Raw genomic sequence first — 18963 nt, forward strand, 5'->3', positions numbered from 1 at the left:
TGCTAAAATATGTACAAACTGAGGTGAGTTTACCTTTGAGAGGGGTAAACCAGGCAGTCTTGTGCTTTAACAATTTAGCAAAAGAATATTGATAAATGATAGATATATAAGAGGTGGGAGCAATAATTTAAGGAGGTGAGTAATGAAATCATTATTTTCACGTCTGCCGATGAAGCTTATTGTGAGCGTGCTAGTAATAGTTGCGTTTGCTGGTTTCTTTACGGCAGGTAGCAGTGCTCTAATTGGTGGTGATCGCCAAGTAAAGCAATATGAAGGTTCAGGTACGCCTGGATTTGATCACGTACAGTTTAACTCGTTTACAGATGTCCCAAACATCGGTGACGAGAGAGACTTTTTCACCGGCAAGGTTAACGATGCTCCAGACGGTTTTTATGACCCGATGAACGGTGTCCGAGGCGGTGATGAATTGCTTGTGCGCGTTTACGTTCACAACAATGCTGATAAAAAACACAATGAGAGTGGTCAAGGCGTAGCCAAGAACACTCGTGTTCGCGTTGAACTTCCAGAAGGGCTTTCAGAAAACCAAACTGCACGTGCGTTTGTCAGTGCAGATAACGCTCAGCCGGAAGTCATTGAAGACACATTGAGTCTTACTGGTGAATATCCAGTAGAACTCGATTATGTCGAAGGTTCTGCAAATGTTAAGTCTAACTTTCAGGATAGAGCTCTTAGCGATGATATCGTTGACAGCGGTGTACTAATTGGTGATGACAATGTTAATGGTGACATGAAGGGGTGTTTCGAATACGTTGCACTCGTAACCTTCAAAGTAAAAGTTGTCTCTCCGAGCTATGAGCTTGACAAGTATGTTCGTATTCATGACAAAGAAGATTTTGGTGAAATTGTTCATGTTGCCCCTGGCGATAAAGTAGATTTCGGTATGGCGTTCAAGAACGTTGGTACCACAGACTTGCGTGATGTTATTGTTGGTGATCGACTGCCAGATGGCTTGTCATATGTTCCTGACTCTACGCACGTGATTTCGGGTCACACCGATAATAAATGGGTCAAGACGTCTGGCGATAATATCGTAAGCGGCGGACTCACGATTGGTGGCTATTTACCACAAGGTTCAGCGTTTGTCCGGTTTACTGCAGAGGTAGATGAAGATGAGGTGGAATGTGGCACAAGTGATCTTGTAAACATTGGCTATGCTAAGCCAAAGGATCACGGAACTATCGAAGACAAAGCGACTGTTCGTGTTACGAAGCAATGTGAGGAAGAGCCAGAAAAGCCAGTTTACAAATGTGAGATGATTACAGTGAAGAAGCTGAGCGACCGTAAGGTTCGTGTCGATGTTGATGCTCCTGCTTCTAATGGTGCAACCGTTAAGCAGTACCGCTACGATTTCGGTGACGGCTCTGATGAGCTCGTAACCACTGACGATTCACGCGAGTACACTTACGAAGGTAATGGTCCATATGACATACGTGTTACGGTAGACTTCACTGTTGACGGCGAGACTAAGTCTCACACCAGCGAAGCATGTACCGATCGCGTTTCATTTGAGAAGCCTGAAAAACCCGATCAACCTGAGGAATTGCCAAGCACTGGTGCGGGGAGCGTAGTTGGTTTGTTTACCGCTACAACTCTAGCCGGTACAGCAGTTCACCGATTTGTTCTGTCACGTCGTGACTAAAACTAAACCATGTGCCGCGTGAGCGGCCTGCTTTCTGGGCTAGTCCGGAAACACCGCCCTCACGCTCTTGGCGCAGTACTTTGTCAGAAGCTCCAGTACTCGAGCACCGTATGTATATACGGTTTACTCCGTGCTTCGCTTCTTCCGTGTACTGCATCCAAGTACAAGCTTTAGTTTCCAGACTTATTTGCTCAGGTAGGATGCGCAGTGCATTCCTCCTGCCTGCAACGTAGCAAATCCTGGGGTGAGGTAGTCTGCAATCAGATTATGGAGCCTCAAGATTTGCTATCGTTGTGGATAAACACTAGCGATATTGTCAAAAATATGCTAGTCTTGCATTGAAGATTAGGAGCACGACTGACCGCTCAAAACGAACTCTCAATAAAGCACCCCGGCCTAAAAACCGGGGTATTTTATTTCCACCCCACCCCTTTTGCAAGGTTAGACCTTGCAACAAGGTCTAACCTTGCAGTTTCCGGGTTGTAGTTTCGTTATTTAGGATTAAGTATCTGCCAGGATTCCTTTTAGGAGCTTCAAATCCTTACGTTGTGCCTTGTACTCACTTACGAATTTCCTATAGTCTTTGGTGCTGTTGTCGTGAAGTTCCATGATCTTGTCCGGCCTAAGCCATTCTGCCGTACGTGTCTTCATATAGTACGGAAAACTGGAATAGTCATAGGTTTCGTAGTCGACATTGATGTCTTGAGGATTCAGGTGTATGTACCGGCTAATATGTAATAAATAGTCATCCTTATCTATAAGACTTGCTTTGTAGGTGCCCTGGAATAAGCTGCCAACTCGCTTGTGGCGCTTATTGAAATACATGCTATAAGCTGTCATTAGTCGGTGCATGAGTTCTGGCAGGCCTTTATCTTCCTGATTGTAGACAAGGAGATGGAAGTGATTTGGCATCAGGCAGAAAGCCAATAACTCCACTTTGTTTAACAGATGTGCAAAATCTCTGCCATACTTATCTTGAAGTGGTTCGTTAGACAGGTGGCGCTTAAAAAGGTGTAAAAAATAAAAGTAGTCATCTGAGTCTAGAAAAACGTCAGATTTATTTACACCACGATTATAAACGTGGTAGTAGTTATCGCTAGCTAACTGTTTTACTACATGACGACTCGGCATAATAACAAGGTCTAACCTTGCAACAAGGTTAGACCTTGTTGTGGACGGTGTCAAGGTGTTGTGATATATTGACCCGAGTAAATAAGCTTTATTGACGAGGCCTCATCGTCTAACGGTTAGGACATCAGGTTTTCATCCTGGAAATCGGGGTTCGATTCCCCGTGAGGTCACCAAAGAAAAAGCCCCATGCAGTTTGTTTGGGGCTTTTTCTTTGGTGGTTTCCCGCAGGGAAACCGAACCCCGAGGGGGTTCGCATAACGTCAAATGTATCGTTTGACGTTATTTAGCCGATGGTATAACTAGAAGCAAAGCGGATAGTTATACCATCAAAGCGTTGGAGCCGTGAGGTCACAGTTTTTGTTTGGTGGTCCGCCGACTGGCGGACGAATCAAACCCCAGGCGGTTCGCTAATCCCCCGCCAACTTGTTGCCAAACGGGCGGATTATATTTCCATATTCCCGGTGAGGTCACAAATGCCATAAATTAGAAAAAGCCCCCTTAGCTCACCCTGTAGCACCACCTGATTACAGACCCATGGTTATGATAAACTTATTTATAGTATGAGTGCTGAAAACTTACAACCTGAACAACATGAGCTGGATCACGGCAGTGACTTATACTTAGGCAATCCTAGTGATTCGAACCCTGACCGGAGCCCTATACCTCAAGCACCAACTGAGACGCCTTCTAACCCCGGAATCGGTCATGTAATTAGGATTCACTCCAACAAAGAACCTGGGCGTGTTGCTCCTGGTGCAAAGCTGTCACCAGAAGCGAGCCGGAAATTACAAGAAGAATTAGCCGACATAAGACGAGCCCAATGGATCGGTTCTGCGACCGGCAATCATACGCTTATCAACACAAGGAATCACCGTTCTCGCTAGTTTAGATTATTAAGCCTATGGTATTCTCTGTAAGTTTTTGCTTTATCTCTGGAGCATAAGCGGTTAATATAATAAGTATGACAAGTAAATCTTTTGCACTTGGATGTAGAGTGGTATTTCTCCGTGAGAAACGGAGCGAGGCGTATATGTCATACGGTGACGTGAGTATCGCAGCGGAAAATGTCGCTCTACGCCAAGAACCTTTACAGCGCAGCTGGCTGTGCCAGCTGGCAGGGAAAGGTGATGCAAAGATCTGATGAAAACAACCTTTAAAGTGCCAAACGTTCCGCTGGCAAAATTCAAGCGGACAAAGATTATAGCTACGGTTGGTCCAGCCACCAACAGTTACGAGGCTATTTATGAGCTTATTACAGCTGGCGCTAATGGTATTAGGCTTAACTTTAGTCACGGCACGCACGAAGAACGCGAAAAGCAGATCAAGTGGATACGCAAAGCTGCCGCGAAATACGGCAAGCCAATAGCCATTATCCAAGATTTACAGGGCCCCAAAGTGCGTCTTGGCGACTTTGAAGGTATTGTGAATGTCGCCGAGAGCCAGAGCTTTAGCTTTAAATACAAGGCAGACTACGACGAGTCCGGTGTGCTGCCAACTCAGTACGACTTAAGCAAAAAGGTTAAGCGAGGCGAACGGCTTTATTTATATGACGGCAAGATCCGCATGACCATAACCAGCGTGCGTGATGGTGTCGTGCATGCTCGTGCTGAAAACGACGGCATTTTGATCAAAAGAAAAGGCATCAACCTGCCAGACACTGATTTTGGCGGCGATATTCTTACCAAGAAAGACCGGCAAGACATTGTTTTTGGATCGACAAACGACATAGATTATGTGGCGCTGAGCTTTGTGCAACATGCAGGTGATATCAAAAAACTCCGTACTTTACTGCGCGGGCTGGGTAGCTCGGCGCGTATTATAGCCAAGATTGAAACCAAAGCTGCAGTAGATAATCTGGAGCCAATAGTCAAAGAAGCTGATGCGGTCATGGTGGCGCGCGGCGACTTAGCAATCGAAACACTGGCTGAGTCGGTTCCAATTGTGCAACGCCAAATCATTGGACTGGGCGCGCAATATTCCACACCCACTATAGTCGCGACGCAAATGCTAGCGACCATGACTGAATTACCTGAACCAACCAGGGCAGAAGTATCGGATGTAGCGACAGCGGTTATTGTATCGACAGATGCAGTTATGTTGAGTGACGAAACCGCCAATGGCCAGTACCCGATACAGTCAGTCAAAGTCATGAAGCGAGTAATTCTTCATACCCAAGAGAATATGCCGCTCAAAGTAACTTTTCCAGAACATGAAGAGAATCGTTCGCAAACAGCTGCGATCTCAAAAGCTATTATTAAACTTGCTAATACGCTAGAAGCCAAAGCGATTGTGGCAGAAACAAAATCTGGCGCAACAGCACTGCAAATTAGCGCTCGACGTCCGGATCAACCAATTATTGCCGCCACACCTGACATTAGGGTGGCACAGCAGCTGGCAGTTGTGTATGGGATTAAAAGTTATGTACGGCCGGATGATCCACGACAGGCCACCAAGCTAACAAACTGGCTGCACCAAAACAAAGTATTGAGCAAGGGTGATATGGTTATTACGGTTTCTGGCAAGCACCCTGGTGTGGTCGGGTCGACGGACACCATTAAAGTACGTGTTTTAGAATAATCTACGGGTTTCGCAGCAAATCAGTGACTACTGGCCGAGCCAGTAGCTCCCCGATTTTCTTGGCATCCAGCGCGCGTTTTGCACGAAATACTCATTCGCCGTAGCATAAACTACGACTCACTCCGTTTTCCTGCAAGAACGCACACTGGCTACTCAAGTGCGAAACCCGTAGTACTAGCCGGGTTTTTACGTTAAAATAACGGTAATGGTTAGAAACTAAAGGGTGGGGCGTGGCTTTTTCTAAACAAACAATCCAAGACATTGATCTAAAAGGCAAGAAGGTTTTGCTTCGTGCGGATTATAATGTGCCGGTAAAAGATGGCAAAATAACTGCTGATTTCCGGGTTGAACAATCGGTTCAGACCGTACGTTACTTGCTAGATAAGGGCGCAGCCGTAGTTATTTGCTCGCATCTAGGGCGTCCAAAAGGCGAAGTTGAGGACAAATATTCTTTAAAACCAGTCCAAAAACATTTAAGCAAGTTACTTGACACGAACGTAGCGTTTGCAGAGGATTGTATCGGCGATCAGGCTGAACAGGCCGCCAGCAAGCTGGCTCCAAAAGAAGTCTTGTTGCTGGAGAATCTGCGATTTCATCCAGAAGAAGAACAAAATGACGCAGAGTTTGCTAAAAAACTAGTCAGACTCGCCGATATATTTGTGCAGGACGGCTTTGGTGTTGTACACCGGGCGCATGCTTCGACTGATGCTATAACAAAGTATTTACCATCAGTGGCCGGTTTATTACTAGAACAAGAAGTCAGTACGATTACTGAAGCCATGAACAACCCAAAACGTCCGCTGATGGCGATTGTTGGTGGCGCAAAAATTGCCGATAAAATCGATGTACTGAAGCGGTTCATAGATATCGCCGATTTTGTAGTGGTGGGCGGAGCTATGGCCAATACTTTTTTGTTAGCCAAAGGTATAGATGTTGCAAAAAGTAAAGTAGACAGAGAAGATGTTTCGCTTGCTCGCGACATAATGCAAAAGGCCGCTAATAAGGCCAAGAAGCAGCCGTTTATTTTCTATACTCCGCAAGATGGGGTAGTGGCAAATAAATTGGATAAAACTGCCGGTACGCGGATTGTAGACTGGGACGCTCACGTGATAGCCGATATAGAAAGCTACCCAAAAACTCCGCCTAAATCTAAGCTGCAAATTCATGAAAATGAAATGGTGCTAGACATCGGGCCGGTATCAGGCGCGTTCATTGCCGGAGGCATACAACTTGCCGGAACAGTGATATGGAACGGCGCTATGGGAGTGACAGAACTAGAGGGCTTGCAGGGTCCGATTGGGCCGTTTGCTCATGGGACAGAAATCATAGTAGATGCCATGCTCGGTGCTCACGGCAACCGGCCGTTCACCTTAGTGGGTGGTGGCGATACAGTCGGGTATATAGAAAGCCGTGAATTAACGGAATCGTTTGATCATGTATCGACCGGTGGTGGTGCCGGCCTGGATCTCATGAGCGGCAAGAAACTGCCAGGTGTTGAAGCGCTACTGGACAAGTAGTCCGAAGCACTCGATTTTTATGCTACACTAACATTAATAAACACAAGCATTATCTATGACAAAACGAACTCTCATCGCAGCCAATTGGAAAATGAACCTAAATACCAGCCAAGCGTCGCTTTTGTTGCATCGTTTGCAAGAACGCGTCAAAATTCACCGTGATGTAGAAGTTGTGCTTGCGCCGAGTATGCTTGTTTTGCAACCTTTATCTACTCAAGTTGATAGGCGTAAGTTTCGGCTAGCTGCTCAGAACGCCCATCCTAAAGATGAGGGAGCATATACCGGCGAAGTTAGCTTTACTATGCTGCGCGACCTGGTTCACTACGTGATTATTGGTCACTCAGAACGACGGTTGCATTTTAATGAAGATCACGAGTTAATCCGCGATAAAGTTGCGGCAGCAGTGCGTAATGAGATTACTCCAATCCTTTGTGTGGGTGAAACCAAACAAGAACGTACTGAGGGGCATACCAAACAGATACTTCACGACCAAATAGTCACTGCGATTAGCAATTTGACTGCTAAAGAGGTCGGCGATATGGTGATTGCTTATGAGCCGGTGTGGGCAATTAGTACGTTTGGTGGCGAGATCGCCAAGCCCGATGAGGTGGCAAAGTCAATGCAATACATACGCAAACAAGTCGAAGATTTATATGGTAAAAAGGCAGCTAAAAATGTGCGAGTACTGTACGGCGGCAGCGTTAACGACGATAATATTGGCAGCTATCTAAGGCTGGAAGACTGCGACGGTGCATTGGTTGGTGGAGCTAGCCTTAATTATCATAAATTTGCCGGTATTGTTCACTCGGCCTATAAAATAAAACGCGAGCGAGAAGACTAGTATGGCAGCAGCGCGTAGTAAGAAAAACGATCAAGTGTTTGATGTATCAAAGCCTGGCAAGAAAGCACCAAGCTCGACGTCCCGTCCACTCATCTCGTCACATGGACCAATGCTGCAAGACCCTATGGTTAATCAGACCAATGTCGATACTAAGGATAAAGATGATACGCCCAAAACAACATCTAAAAAAGTTATAACTCCCCTTGAAGACACTAAACCTAAAAAAAAGGCCAATACAAGCGAGGCTAAAAGTGAACCAGAAGAATCGAAAACAAGTAACACAGTTGAGACCGATAAACCATCAGACAAATCATCAGGAAATAACCAACCAGAAACCAAGCCGCGAGCTGTATCCGAGCCGAGTACTAAACAGGCTGATGAAGCAACAGTTGATATTATCGCGCAGCAGGCTATAAAAGATAAAAATGGCGGCATCAGCCCGGAAGATTTAGAGAGGCAGAATGCACTGGAAAAACATATAGAAGACAAAACTTACTTCGTGCCGATAGGCCAAGTAGCCAAACGCCGCAATAAAAGACTGTTAATCTTCATGCTTATTGCGCTACTGCTTGTAGCGGTCGCAGCCGGGTTCTTTGCCGCCCAAACAGAAATTTTAACTATAGACATACCAGTTTAATTTGCTAGTGCATCGGGTAATCTTTTTAACTGGTACAATATTGTGATGTCGGAGGATGTTTTACGCGGGTTAAACGACGAGCAGCGGCGGGCGGTCGAGACGACCGAGGGGCCGTTGCTTATTTTAGCGGGTGCTGGTTCTGGCAAAACCAAGACTTTAACGCACCGCATTGCCTATATAATTGCCCAACATAAGGCCACACCTTATAACATATTGGCGGTTACGTTTACCAACAAAGCTGCCCGTGAAATGCGCGAGAGGGTTTGGAACTTGATGCAAAGCAGCAACTCTTGGGGCATCCAGGCGGATGGAGTGCAAGGCGCTAGCGATGCGCAGACTGAGCCGTACAGAAAGTACGGTGAAGGAGCACAGCAGGTAGCAACGCAACAATCCGCCGCCAACAACACCAGTGCAGATGGCTCTGCTAGCTGGCAGGGTGGCGTGATGGATGTGCCAAGAGGGTTTATGCCTTTTATGGGCACTTTCCACGGTATCTGCGTCAGGTTGCTGCGGCAAGATGGCGAGCACGGCGGAGTGCCAAAAAACTTCGTTATTTTTGACGAGTCTGACCGATTAACAGCCATAAAGCAGGCTTGCAAACAACTGATGATTGATGAAAAAGCCTTTCCACCTCGAACCTTATCCGGCTTGATTAGTAGCGCCAAAAACGAACTAATATCTGCCGCTGAATATTCATCTACAGGCAGCGGCCCAATGCACAAAACAGCTGCCCAGGTTTTCCCGATCTATGAACGCATACTCAAACAAGCTGGTGCACTAGATTTTGACGATCTTATCGCCCAGACGGTAAAGCTGCTCAAAAACAACGAGCAAATTCGCCATAAGTGGCAGCAGCAATTTCGTTATGTAATGATTGATGAGTACCAAGACACCAACTCGGCGCAGTACAAGCTAATTAAGCTACTGACAAACGAACAAACAAACATTGCGGTTGTAGGCGATGATTGGCAATCGATTTATTCATGGAGAGGGGCTGATTTTCGCAATATCCTCAATTTCGAAAATGACTATCCAGACACCGCGGTGATTAAGCTGGAACAAAATTATCGCAGTACTAAGGCGATTTTGGACGCAGCACACGCAGTTATATCCAAAAATAAACAGCGTTCAAGTAAAGAATTGTGGACTGATGCAGGCGCCGGGCAGCCAGTGCAGGTCATTCAAGTTCATAATGAGCGAGCCGAAGGTGAGGCGATAATCCGGCGGGTTCAAAATGCGGTTGACGCACGCTTTAGACAATATAAAGACTTTGCAGTGCTGTACCGCACAAATGCCCAAAGCCGCGCGATTGAAGAAATGTTCGTGCGTTACGGTATCCCGTATAGGATTATTGGCGGGCAACGGTTCTATGACCGTAAAGAAATCAAGGATATATTGGCGTACCTGCGTTTGATATATCAGCCAGAAGATCGTGTCAGTTTTGCGCGTATTGTTAACGTGCCAACTCGAGGCATAGGCACTAAATCGTTAGAAAAATTTTATAACTGGCAGATTGAGCGCAACCTTACTTTGCAACAGGCGCTTGATACAGTCGGGGAGTACGATGGTATCACGGGTAAAGCCCGTAAAGGCTTGGTTGAGCTTGGCGACCTACTTACAAAAATGCGTGAACTTGTGAACGATGTGCCCTTAACCGGGCTGCTTGATTCGTTGATTCGCCGGATTGACTACATGGCCTATCTTGACGATAAGACACTACAAGGTGAATCACGGCAAGAAAACGTCAAGGAACTGCTGAGCGTTGCCGAAGAGTATCAGGAGCTAGGACTGGACGGATTTTTGGAAGAAGTGTCTCTGGTGAGCGGTCTTGATTCAGCAGATTTTGACAACAATTCCGTGACACTCATGACCATGCATGCCGCAAAAGGTCTGGAGTTTCCGGTGGTGTTTTTGGCTGGCCTGGAGGAAACTATTTTTCCGCACTCCCGCGCACTGTATGATCAACACGAAATGGAAGAGGAACGTCGGTTGTGTTACGTAGGTATGACCCGCGCTAAAGAAGAGTTGATACTTAGCTACGCCTCATCGCGCATGTTATACGGTGGTGTGCAGCATAATCCGCCGTCTCGATTTTTGAGCGAGATAGATGGCAAACTGCAAACCGATACCTCAGGTAAATGGACGCCCACATCACATTCGGCCGAGCCGTTTGTAGCCCCTGGTGCGCCTAAACCAACCGGTGATAGCGAACCACGATATGTACCTGATTTAAATGAAGGTGATAGTGTCAGGCATCAGGTATTTGGTGTTGGCACAGTTATGGAAGTAGACGGAGATAATGTTGCAATCTATTTCAAAGGCAAAGGCGCCAAAAAACTCAACAGCAGTTTCGCCCCACTCGAAAAACTGTAAGTAATAGCTCCGCAAAATTTATCAACAAAGGTACAATAGTCTCATGAATAAGCTCTGGATTTTGAGTGGTCGTATCGCGTTTTGGGTTTGTTGGCCACTTTTGTGGGTATATCTGCGGTTTGGTCGGTCACGTACCAGGGTTATTGTTATAGCTGACGGCAAGATTATATTGGTAAAGGGTTGGTTGAGTGACGGCAAGTGGTCTTTGCCAGGTGGCGGTTTACACAGGCAAGAACCAGCAATAGACGGTGCAAAGCGGGAACTGCAGGAAGAAACCGGCATTACAATACAAAATAACCAATTGCAACAGGTCAACGAAGGTTGGGTTAGTAGTGCAGGTTTGCGCTATCGTCATGTGGCGTTTCTGGCGCAGATAGCCAAACCGCATAAGCTCAAGAAGCAGTGGCTAGAAGTTACTGAGGTTGAATGGATAGAGTTATCTATGGTATGCGAAAAGCCGGAGGTGAGCCAAGAAACCAAGCAAATCTTACGTGCCAGCAACACAGTTGATTAGGGGTATTTTGTGCTATACTTACATTTGGCTCAAATTGGGAAGAATATATCCTCACTAGAGATCCTTTTGACGAGCATACCATCATATGAGTAAGAAATCACAATCCAAAAAATCGTCTACTTCACACAAGAGTAGGTTGCACTACTTCCGGAACCACCCCTTGGCTATTCCGGCAGGTACGTTTGCCGTGCTGTTGTTTATTTCTGTAGCAGCATTCTTGCTATTTGGTGGACAAACAATAGATGCAAGTGATTCAAGAGTTGTCCTATTGCGTGTCGATGGTCAAGAGCAGGTTGTTCCTACGCGGGCTCGTACGGTTGGCGAGCTGCTAGAACGTCGCGACATTTCTGTAGAAGAAAAAGATATTATTGAACCAGCACTTGATACTGAGATCACCGTCCACGATTTTGAAGTTGACGTTTATAAAGCCAAGCCAATCTTGGTAGTTGATGATGATAAAAAGACTATTGTCGTGAGCGCCGAGACGACTCCGCAGGCAGTCGCCGAAGACGCCGGCCTGACTGTCTACCCGGAAGATCGGATTCAGCGCATAGCCACCGACTTGACCAATCCAACCGAGGCAATCCAAGAAGGCTTGATTGCGGAGCGGATAGTCATCGAGCGTGCTACGCCTGTCAAATTTAACTTATACGGCACGGTTATAGATATTCGCACACATGTTAAAACGGTAGAGGAACTATTGAAAGAAAAAGGCGTGCAATTAAGAGAGGACGATACACTGCGACCAAGCGCAGACACAGAACTTACGCCTAATTTACAAGTGTTTGTACTGCAGACTGGCATTGAGATAGATGTGGTTGAGGAGCCGATTGAAATGCCGGTTGAGGTAATACAAGATCCTAACTTGGCAGCCGGTACAGTTAGAGTACAGGAGCGTGGTTCAGAGGGACTCAAGGCTGTAACTTACGAAATAGAGCTCGAGAACGATCAAGAAGTAAGTCGAAAAATACTCCAAGAATCAGTGTTACGTGAACCTGTCCAGCAGGTTGAAGTGCATGGCACAAAGGTGATTATTAGTAATCCATCAGAAAACGTGAAATTGGGCGAGCGAATGGCAGCTGAGCGCGGCTGGACAGGTTCGGAGTGGTACTGTTTGTATCAGTTGTGGCAGAAAGAATCCGGCTGGAATCATCTGGTGGGCAATCCATCAAGTGGTGCATACGGTATTCCGCAGTCATTACCAGCAAGTAAAATGGCAGTAAACGGAGCAGATTACAGGACAAATCCAGCAACTCAGATAGCTTGGGGGTTAGACTATATTACTAGAACGTACGGTGCTCCATGTAGTGCATGGAATACCTTTAATAGTCGATATCCTTCCTGGTACTAGGTGACGGTATCTTCCTGATACAATAACCGTATGACATATAAATTTGATGGCTATAATTGGCTGGTAAAGCTAGACAAAGGCGACTTGCTTGTTGAGAATCTAACCAAGTTAGTAAAACAGGAGAATATACGCGGTGCGTGGGTGAGTGGATTAGGCGCTGCTTTGTGGGCGGAGTTAGGTTACTACGACCTAGACGCTCAAGAATACCAGTGGCAGAAGTTCGACCAGTTGCTAGAAATAACTAGCCTGCAGGGCAATGTCGCTTGGTCTAGCGATGAACCGGTGTTGCATATACACGGCTCATTTAGTGATAAGAACCTGCAGGCAATCGGTGGCCACGTTAAAGAAGTAGCTGTCGGTGGCACCTGTGAAGTATTTTTGCACCGTTGGTTTGGTGAAGCTGGCTTGTCTCGCCAAAAGGATGACTCAACCGGCCTCTACCTTCTATCAATGTAAACCGAAAACAGACCCAACACACAACCGCCTATTACAAAAAACTTTCAAATATTAGACGGCCGTCTAATATTTGAAAGTCCGTAAAGATGGGTTCTGCTAAGCTATAAGCAATGAAAGATACGCCATACGCCAAAAAGTCGTTAGGGCAGCATTGGCTGCACGACGATAACGCGCTGGAAGCGATGTGTCATGCTGCTGATATAAACAATGAAGATGCGGTGCTAGAAATAGGCCCTGGTCTGGGTACGCTGACCGCAAAATTAGTAAAATCCGCCAGGGAAGTGGTGGCCGTAGAATTTGATGAGCTGCTAGCACGTGAGCTACTCTACCGTGTACCTGAGGAGAATCTCAAGGTTGTTCAACAAGACATCATGTCGTTTGACCTAACCAGTTTGCCCAAAAACTACAAACTGGTCGCTAACATCCCATACTATTTAACCAGTAACTTGATACGTGTGATTAGTGAGTCCGCCAATCCACCAATAATCGCAGCGCTATTAGTCCAAAAAGAAGTTGCCGAGCGAGTAACTGCTGAGCCGGGTAGCATGTCTTTGCTGAGCGTTAGTGCACAGTTTTACTGGGAAGTCAGCAGTGGGTTGGTTGTTCCGTCGGAGCTGTTTACACCATCCCCCAAGGTAGATTCACAAGTATTGGTCTTACGTCGCCGTGAGCGTCTACTGTTTAGCGATGTTGACGAAAAGCAGTTTTTTAGAGTAGTTAATGCTGGCTTTAGTAACCGCCGCAAAACTCTGCATAATTCCTTAGCCGCGTCCCGCCTCATTTCTGAGCGGAGCGATAAGCAATCTGATCGTGAAGCTTCACGAAATGGGGCTGGGAAGGGGAAAATATCGTCCAAGCAGGGGGTTTTAGCGATATTAGAGGCCGCTGAGATTGACCCTAAATCCCGCCCGCAAGAACTGTCTATGAACCAATGGTACAAACTTTACCAAGCAGTTAATCAAGCCTAGACTCCATTCACTCTCCCCTACCCTTCACGAATAAATACTTAACATGTTTAAGTATTTTGTATTATGCTTAACATATGGATAAAACTAACGCTATCGGAACATTACTACATTACCTGGCCTTCTCACTTGACCGCCAGTCAGATCAAATTTTGCAAGAACGGTTTGGCATTGGTTTATCACAGCAGAAGATACTCAGGGTAGTGTGCTTACACCAAGGCGTGTCACAGCGGTTTGTGGCCGACTTTTTAGGTCAGAGCGAAGCAAGCGTGAGCCGCCAGGTCGGCTTAATGTTAGAGGATGGTTTAATTTATCGGGGAGTCAGCAAAGCCGACAGGCGTCAGCATGTACTACTGCCAACCAGCAAAGATTCGCGAGTGCTGGAGGTTGCGGAGGGTGCGCTCAATCAGCTACATCACACGGTGGTGCAATGCCTGTCCGCCAAACAGCAGCTTCAACTGCGATCTATGCTAAAAAGCATGAACCAACAAGCCCGCCAAATCGGATAAGTCACCAATCCAATAGATTGACATAAGCATAAGTTTGGTGCTATAATACCCTTTACCGTCACCAGACGGGAAGGCTCTAGAAAGCCATTAAAAACGCACTTTCATTCATCTACCGAAAATTCACAAGGGTGCATAATGCACGGAAGAAGTGAGCAACGGACTGAGCCGTATAAACAATACGGTGAAGGAGTAGCGGAACTTCTGACACAGCAGTATGCGGCCAGCTGTTAATGAATTATGGATTCATTCCATTATGCTTAACAGCGGTTGTGTGTTTTCGGGGGCTGAATTTAAGCTCGACGTTGGACTTTAACAGTTAGCTCAGCAGGTCGCTTGTCAGCGTTATAGACACATCTGAATAGATGCAAAAGATTCAATTAGCGACGCTAAGGAAACTGTAGCAAACTTGTTTGCTCGCAGTAACTTTGCACTCGCACCAGCTACAGTTTAATTACTGGTAGCCGTACCTAACAAGACACCTTGGTATTGTCTAGGTACGTCATATCACCAAGGTTGCTCTTAGCGATTGATTCTTAAGCTAAGCTAAGACATAAGAATCAAGCTTTACGGTCTTTTGGCTGTTTTTACTCCGTAAAGTTATACCAAATAGCCTAAACCTGTAGGACAGACTAACTAGTTGAACTAGCGGACGCGGGGGCAGTACCCGCCAGCTCCACCATTCTTCGCTCACTTTCGTGAGCTACGAATGGCAGGCCATTTTACGAACTGGGTTGCCATACATTGCTCATAAAGAGATTAGCGAAGAATGCCCTTCGAAGCTCTTGACCTTCGAAGCTTTAGCGGAGAAGGTTTAGCGAAGTAGGGCTATAATTAGTTGTATGAACTTTGTATACATACTTCAAAGCGAAACTAATAAATCAAAATATTACTACGGTAAGACTCAGGATCTGAAAAGCCGATTAAAACAGCATAATTCAGGTCAATCAGGTCATACAAAGAAATATATCCCGTGGAAGATTGTTTGGTATGGCTGTTTTGAATCGCCTGAAAAAGCTTCTGAGTTCGAGGCATATCTCAAAACTGCCTCAGGCAAAGCATTCTTAAGAAAACGACTGGTATAGACCGCGTGGCTTTTTGTATTTATTACTTATTTCGAAGTGGTTTCAGGGCGGAGGCCCATGAGGATAGTTGGTCGAGCATAGCGTGGGCGGCTCGTTCATGATGATCTTTGGGCTGGACTTGTAGTTCGTCAAAATCATCGCGGTTCATAAGTGTGACCTGTCCGCGAACATCAGCCATCTGCAATTGCCCAGCAATGCTACGCCAGTGCTCCACAGAACGCACGCCTCCAACGCCACCGTAGCTTACAAATCCTACGGCCTTGTTGTTCCATTCGCTGTATAAAAAGTCGACGGCGTTTTTCATGGCGCTAGGCACGCTGTGGTTATATTCTGGAGTCACAAAAACGTAGCCGTCGGCCTCATTAATCTTGGCGCTCCAGTGTTTGGTGTGTTCATGTACATAATTTTTGCTGCCGGCTGGTTCTGGTTCGTCCAGTAAAGGTAGGTTGTAATCTTTGATATCAACTAGTTCTGCCTCTATATCATCACGAGTTTTGGCGAGTTCATAAACCCATTGTGTCACGCTTTCGCCGCGTCGGTTTGGGCGTGTGCTGCCAAGAATAATCTGAATCTTTATCGCCATACGAGCCTCCTATACGTACCCAGTGTAACAAATTTACATAAAGTGTAGCAGTATCAAACCAAGCAGAATAAACTGTAGGTTTCAGGGGTGAGGTGTGTTATAATAAAGTCAAGAGTAAGGCGTTTGCCACTTTTGGCGAGCGTCATTTTTATTGAAAACTAATGAGCCAATATAAATTAACGAGTAACGTATGAGCACTATTCAAGACCCTACTAAAATCCGTAACATCGCAATCATTGCGCATGTTGATCATGGTAAAACCACGCTGGTTGACGGTCTATTAAAGCAATCTAAAACTTTTCGTGATAATCAGGCAGAGATGAGCCAGGATCTTATCATGGACAGTGGCGATCAAGAGAAAGAACGCGGTATTACGATTACTGCCAAGGTCACTGCCGTGCAACACGATGATTACCGGATTAACATAGTCGATACCCCGGGACACGCTGACTTCTCAGGTGAAGTGGAGCGCACCTTAAACATGGCAGACGGCTGCATTTTGGTAGTCGACGCTCAAGAAGGCCCGATGCCACAAACTAAGTTTGTACTCAGTAAGGCTCTGGCTGCCGAACTCAAACCAATAGTAATTATTAACAAAATTGATAAGGGTGGCTCCAGAATAAAAGAAGTTGAGAATGAACTTGCTGATTTATTTTTGGAACTGGCAGTCCACGAAGACCAACTACACTACCCGGTATACTACGCGATTGCCCGCGATGGTAAGTCATGGGAGTCTACGCCAGAAAATCCCGAAGCACCTGCTGACTTAGAGACAATCTTCCAGGCTATTATTAAGGAAATACCAGCCCCAGCCGTAGAGCTTAATAAACCGTTTCAGATGCTAGTGACCGCTTTGGCTTACGATACGTTTAAAGGTAAATACGCCATTGGGCGTATTAGGCGAGGCAATGTAAAGTCCGGCGACACTGTAACTCTATGTCAAAAAGACGGCGGTCAAGTAAAAGCGCGAGTCGACAATGTATACATGAGTCAAGGGGTAATAAAATTTGAAGTACCTAGGGGTGTAGCTGGCGACATTGTGCAACTCACGGGTATTGCAAACGCTCAGATTGGCGAAACCATAGCCGATGCAGACGAACCCGAGGCTTTGCCGATCATGGAAGTAGAAGCTCCGACACTTAAGATTTATTTGGGTCCAAACACCAGCCCATTTAAGGGTACGGAGGGTGAATATACGACCAGCCGACAAATAGGTGAGCGACTACATAAGGAGTTGGAAACTAACGTTGGTTTGCGCGTCGAAGAAGACGGTATTGGCTTCTTGGTATCCGGACGCGGTGAATTGCACCTAAGCGTATTGATAGAAACCATGCGCCGTGAAGGGTATGAGTTTGAAGTCGGCCGCCCAACTGTCGTGTTACGCAAACAAATGGATGTGCCACAGGGCATGCGCTTGAGTGTTCCGCAAGGCGACAGCGAAGCACGGAGCGAGCCGTACGAGGGGTACGGTGAAGTGAGTACTGGAGCTGGCAACACAGCGGAAGGCCAAGAGAACCAGCGGGTGGGCGGCTCTGCCGGTCAGCAGGCTGGTTCGGCGCATGCGATGTGGGAGCCCATTGAAGAATTGGTCATAGAAGTACCAGCCGAACATGTCGGTAGTGTGCAAATGGAGCTGGGTAAACGACGAGCAGAGCTTATAGAGCAGTTTGCTGGCACTAAGGATGTAACCAAACTTGTATACAAACTGCCAACCCGTGCGCTGCTGGGTCTGCGTAATATTATGATTACTAATACCAAGGGCACGATTATCATGAACAGCCTGATGATTGGCTACCAGCCACTTGGTGCACCTTTGCAGCAGCTTCGCAACGGTGTGTTGATTGCCTTTGAAGCCGGCACTACGACGCCTTATTCGCTTGAAACAGCCGCCTCACGCGGTGAAGTTTTTGTTGGTGCTGCCGAGAAGGTTTATGCCGGACAAATTGTGGGTCTTAATAAGCGCCAAGAAGATATGGAAATCAATGTTTGTAAAGCCAAACACCTGACCAATATGCGCAGCAGCAGTAGCGACGGCGTAGTGCAGCTGACACCGCCAACCATCTTGAGCCTAGAAGAATGCCTGGATTTTATAGAAAAGGACGAGTTATTAGAAGTCACGCCCAAAAATCTACGCCTGCGCAAACGCGAACTAGACCCCAATAAACGCAAACGCGCCAACAAAAAATAACCAATAGCAGATAATTAACCCACCCACCCAACCAAACAAAGCATTATACAAAATTGCACATATGCGTAATTTTGTATAATGCTGCATGTGGTAAAGTATTCTGATTGTGGTCGTAAAGCTTAATTGTTAACTCATTAGTTATGTCTAATCAGGTTGGTTTGCTGGTACTGGGGTTGGGCAGGGCAAAAAGCAAGGTCTGGTCATTACGCAAGCCGGCTTGCGTAATGAAACTTTTTCTTGAACATGCACTGTGAAAAAAGCTCAAAATAATGATTTGGGCACTTTACCTAATTAAACTTATTACCATTTTGCACATATGTGCATTTTTGTAAGAAGCTGCGTGTTAGCAGAATGTCAACATATGCAGGGTGTAGGGTACAGGGTGAAGGGTTTAGGGTGAAGGTTGCAGGGTGAAGGGTGCAGCACAAAAAGAAGCAGAGTCTACCAAACATGCGTGTAATCGTGTGTTTTCGTAACTAGGGGCTTCTGCTAACTCCTAAACCCCATACCCCACACAACCCTAAACCCTAAACCCCAGAACATTTCATCCTAATCTCTCCACCCTAAACCCTTCACCCT

At 46.2% G+C, this 18963-nt stretch carries 17 protein-coding genes, 1 tRNA gene and 1 other RNA gene; 17 read left to right on the forward strand and 2 right to left on the reverse strand.

Features of this window, described 5'->3' with window-relative positions:
* Nucleotides 1-142 precede the first annotated feature (142 nt).
* On the forward strand, nucleotides 143-1660 hold the full coding sequence (locus tag U5K77_02935; GenBank protein MDZ7744689.1) for a PKD domain-containing protein: 1518 nt from the start codon (nucleotides 143-145) through the stop codon (nucleotides 1658-1660).
* Nucleotides 1661-2161: 501 nt separating this feature from the next.
* Here the strand turns inward: U5K77_02935 and U5K77_02940 are convergent.
* Nucleotides 2162-2791, reverse strand: a complete 630-nt coding sequence (locus U5K77_02940; GenBank protein ID MDZ7744690.1) for a transposase — start codon at nucleotides 2789-2791, stop codon at nucleotides 2162-2164.
* Nucleotides 2792-2889: 98 nt separating this feature from the next.
* On the opposite strand from U5K77_02940, the gene U5K77_02945 reads away from it, so the two are divergent.
* The 15 genes from U5K77_02945 to U5K77_03015 all read left to right on the forward strand — a co-directional run bounded on the left by U5K77_02945 (nucleotide 2890) and on the right by U5K77_03015 (nucleotide 15613).
* Nucleotides 2890-2964 (forward strand) — tRNA-Glu (locus tag U5K77_02945).
* Between the two features lie 387 nt (nucleotides 2965-3351).
* Nucleotides 3352-3675 carry a hypothetical protein gene (locus U5K77_02950; protein MDZ7744691.1) on the forward strand — a complete coding sequence of 108 codons (324 nt, stop codon included), beginning with the start codon at nucleotides 3352-3354 and terminating at the stop codon, nucleotides 3673-3675.
* 77 nt (nucleotides 3676-3752) lie between these two features.
* The gene (locus tag U5K77_02955; protein MDZ7744692.1) at nucleotides 3753-3932 is read left to right on the forward strand and encodes a hypothetical protein; all 180 of its coding nucleotides are present in this window, start codon (nucleotides 3753-3755) and stop codon (nucleotides 3930-3932) included.
* Nucleotides 3932-5368: a pyruvate kinase gene (gene pyk, locus U5K77_02960; GenBank protein ID MDZ7744693.1), complete on the forward strand. Its 1437-nt coding sequence runs from the start codon at nucleotides 3932-3934 to the stop codon at nucleotides 5366-5368. Before U5K77_02955 ends, pyk begins: the two co-directional genes overlap by 1 nt.
* A gap of 230 nt (nucleotides 5369-5598) precedes the next feature.
* Complete coding sequence (locus tag U5K77_02965) at nucleotides 5599-6885, forward strand: phosphoglycerate kinase (protein ID MDZ7744694.1); 1287 nt, start codon at nucleotides 5599-5601, stop codon at nucleotides 6883-6885.
* Between the two features lie 55 nt (nucleotides 6886-6940).
* Nucleotides 6941-7726 (forward strand): triose-phosphate isomerase, encoded by a 786-nt coding sequence (tpiA, locus tag U5K77_02970; GenBank protein ID MDZ7744695.1) that lies wholly within the window; start codon nucleotides 6941-6943, stop codon nucleotides 7724-7726.
* A gap of 1 nt (nucleotide 7727) precedes the next feature.
* Nucleotides 7728-8363 (forward strand): hypothetical protein, encoded by a 636-nt coding sequence (locus U5K77_02975; protein ID MDZ7744696.1) that lies wholly within the window; start codon nucleotides 7728-7730, stop codon nucleotides 8361-8363.
* Between the two features lie 45 nt (nucleotides 8364-8408).
* A complete protein-coding gene (locus U5K77_02980) occupies nucleotides 8409-10736 on the forward strand; it encodes a UvrD-helicase domain-containing protein (protein MDZ7744697.1) in 2328 nt (775 codons plus the stop codon).
* A gap of 43 nt (nucleotides 10737-10779) precedes the next feature.
* A complete protein-coding gene (locus U5K77_02985; protein ID MDZ7744698.1) occupies nucleotides 10780-11250 on the forward strand; it encodes an NUDIX hydrolase in 471 nt (156 codons plus the stop codon).
* Nucleotides 11251-11335: 85 nt separating this feature from the next.
* On the forward strand, nucleotides 11336-12601 hold the full coding sequence (locus U5K77_02990; GenBank protein ID MDZ7744699.1) for a ubiquitin-like domain-containing protein: 1266 nt from the start codon (nucleotides 11336-11338) through the stop codon (nucleotides 12599-12601).
* Between the two features lie 30 nt (nucleotides 12602-12631).
* Nucleotides 12632-13057 carry a PPC domain-containing DNA-binding protein gene (locus U5K77_02995; GenBank protein ID MDZ7744700.1) on the forward strand — a complete coding sequence of 142 codons (426 nt, stop codon included), beginning with the start codon at nucleotides 12632-12634 and terminating at the stop codon, nucleotides 13055-13057.
* A gap of 110 nt (nucleotides 13058-13167) precedes the next feature.
* A complete protein-coding gene (gene rsmA / locus U5K77_03000) occupies nucleotides 13168-14025 on the forward strand; it encodes a 16S rRNA (adenine(1518)-N(6)/adenine(1519)-N(6))-dimethyltransferase RsmA (protein ID MDZ7744701.1) in 858 nt (285 codons plus the stop codon).
* 74 nt (nucleotides 14026-14099) lie between these two features.
* Nucleotides 14100-14531 (forward strand): MarR family winged helix-turn-helix transcriptional regulator, encoded by a 432-nt coding sequence (locus U5K77_03005; GenBank protein MDZ7744702.1) that lies wholly within the window; start codon nucleotides 14100-14102, stop codon nucleotides 14529-14531.
* A 280-nt stretch (nucleotides 14532-14811) separates the two neighbouring features.
* Nucleotides 14812-15210: a transfer-messenger RNA gene (gene ssrA, locus U5K77_03010) on the forward strand.
* Nucleotides 15211-15370: 160 nt separating this feature from the next.
* Entirely contained in the window at nucleotides 15371-15613 is a 243-nt protein-coding gene (locus tag U5K77_03015) for a GIY-YIG nuclease family protein (protein MDZ7744703.1), read from the forward strand.
* 22 nt (nucleotides 15614-15635) lie between these two features.
* On the opposite strand, the gene U5K77_03020 is transcribed toward U5K77_03015, so the two are convergent.
* Nucleotides 15636-16196, reverse strand: a complete 561-nt coding sequence (locus tag U5K77_03020) for an NAD(P)H-dependent oxidoreductase (protein ID MDZ7744704.1) — start codon at nucleotides 16194-16196, stop codon at nucleotides 15636-15638.
* 190 nt (nucleotides 16197-16386) lie between these two features.
* On the opposite strand from U5K77_03020, the gene U5K77_03025 reads away from it, so the two are divergent.
* Complete coding sequence (locus U5K77_03025) at nucleotides 16387-18384, forward strand: GTP-binding protein (protein MDZ7744705.1); 1998 nt, start codon at nucleotides 16387-16389, stop codon at nucleotides 18382-18384.
* The last annotated feature ends 579 nt before the right edge of the window (nucleotides 18385-18963 follow it).

The organism is Candidatus Saccharibacteria bacterium (assembly GCA_034521515.1).
Classification (GTDB): domain Bacteria; phylum Patescibacteriota; class Saccharimonadia; order Saccharimonadales; family JAXHMH01; genus JAXHMH01.

What these genes read in the sequence shown, in the direction of transcription:
- U5K77_02935 (MDZ7744689.1), top strand. Translation starts at nt 143, where the DNA reads ATGAAATCATTATTTTCACGTCTGCCGATGAAGCTTATTGTGAGCGTG.
- U5K77_02940 (MDZ7744690.1), bottom strand. Translation starts at nt 2,791, where the DNA reads ATGCCGAGTCGTCATGTAGTAAAACAGTTAGCTAGCGATAACTACTAC.
- U5K77_02950 (MDZ7744691.1), top strand. Translation starts at nt 3,352, where the DNA reads ATGAGTGCTGAAAACTTACAACCTGAACAACATGAGCTGGATCACGGC.
- U5K77_02955 (MDZ7744692.1), top strand. Translation starts at nt 3,753, where the DNA reads ATGACAAGTAAATCTTTTGCACTTGGATGTAGAGTGGTATTTCTCCGT.
- pyk (MDZ7744693.1), top strand. Translation starts at nt 3,932, where the DNA reads ATGAAAACAACCTTTAAAGTGCCAAACGTTCCGCTGGCAAAATTCAAG.
- tpiA (MDZ7744695.1), top strand. Translation starts at nt 6,941, where the DNA reads ATGACAAAACGAACTCTCATCGCAGCCAATTGGAAAATGAACCTAAAT.
- U5K77_02975 (MDZ7744696.1), top strand. Translation starts at nt 7,728, where the DNA reads ATGGCAGCAGCGCGTAGTAAGAAAAACGATCAAGTGTTTGATGTATCA.
- U5K77_02980 (MDZ7744697.1), top strand. Translation starts at nt 8,409, where the DNA reads ATGTCGGAGGATGTTTTACGCGGGTTAAACGACGAGCAGCGGCGGGCG.
- U5K77_02985 (MDZ7744698.1), top strand. Translation starts at nt 10,780, where the DNA reads ATGAATAAGCTCTGGATTTTGAGTGGTCGTATCGCGTTTTGGGTTTGT.
- U5K77_02990 (MDZ7744699.1), top strand. Translation starts at nt 11,336, where the DNA reads ATGAGTAAGAAATCACAATCCAAAAAATCGTCTACTTCACACAAGAGT.
- U5K77_02995 (MDZ7744700.1), top strand. Translation starts at nt 12,632, where the DNA reads ATGACATATAAATTTGATGGCTATAATTGGCTGGTAAAGCTAGACAAA.
- rsmA (MDZ7744701.1), top strand. Translation starts at nt 13,168, where the DNA reads ATGAAAGATACGCCATACGCCAAAAAGTCGTTAGGGCAGCATTGGCTG.
- U5K77_03005 (MDZ7744702.1), top strand. Translation starts at nt 14,100, where the DNA reads ATGGATAAAACTAACGCTATCGGAACATTACTACATTACCTGGCCTTC.
- U5K77_03015 (MDZ7744703.1), top strand. Translation starts at nt 15,371, where the DNA reads ATGAACTTTGTATACATACTTCAAAGCGAAACTAATAAATCAAAATAT.
- U5K77_03020 (MDZ7744704.1), bottom strand. Translation starts at nt 16,196, where the DNA reads ATGGCGATAAAGATTCAGATTATTCTTGGCAGCACACGCCCAAACCGA.
- U5K77_03025 (MDZ7744705.1), top strand. Translation starts at nt 16,387, where the DNA reads ATGAGCACTATTCAAGACCCTACTAAAATCCGTAACATCGCAATCATT.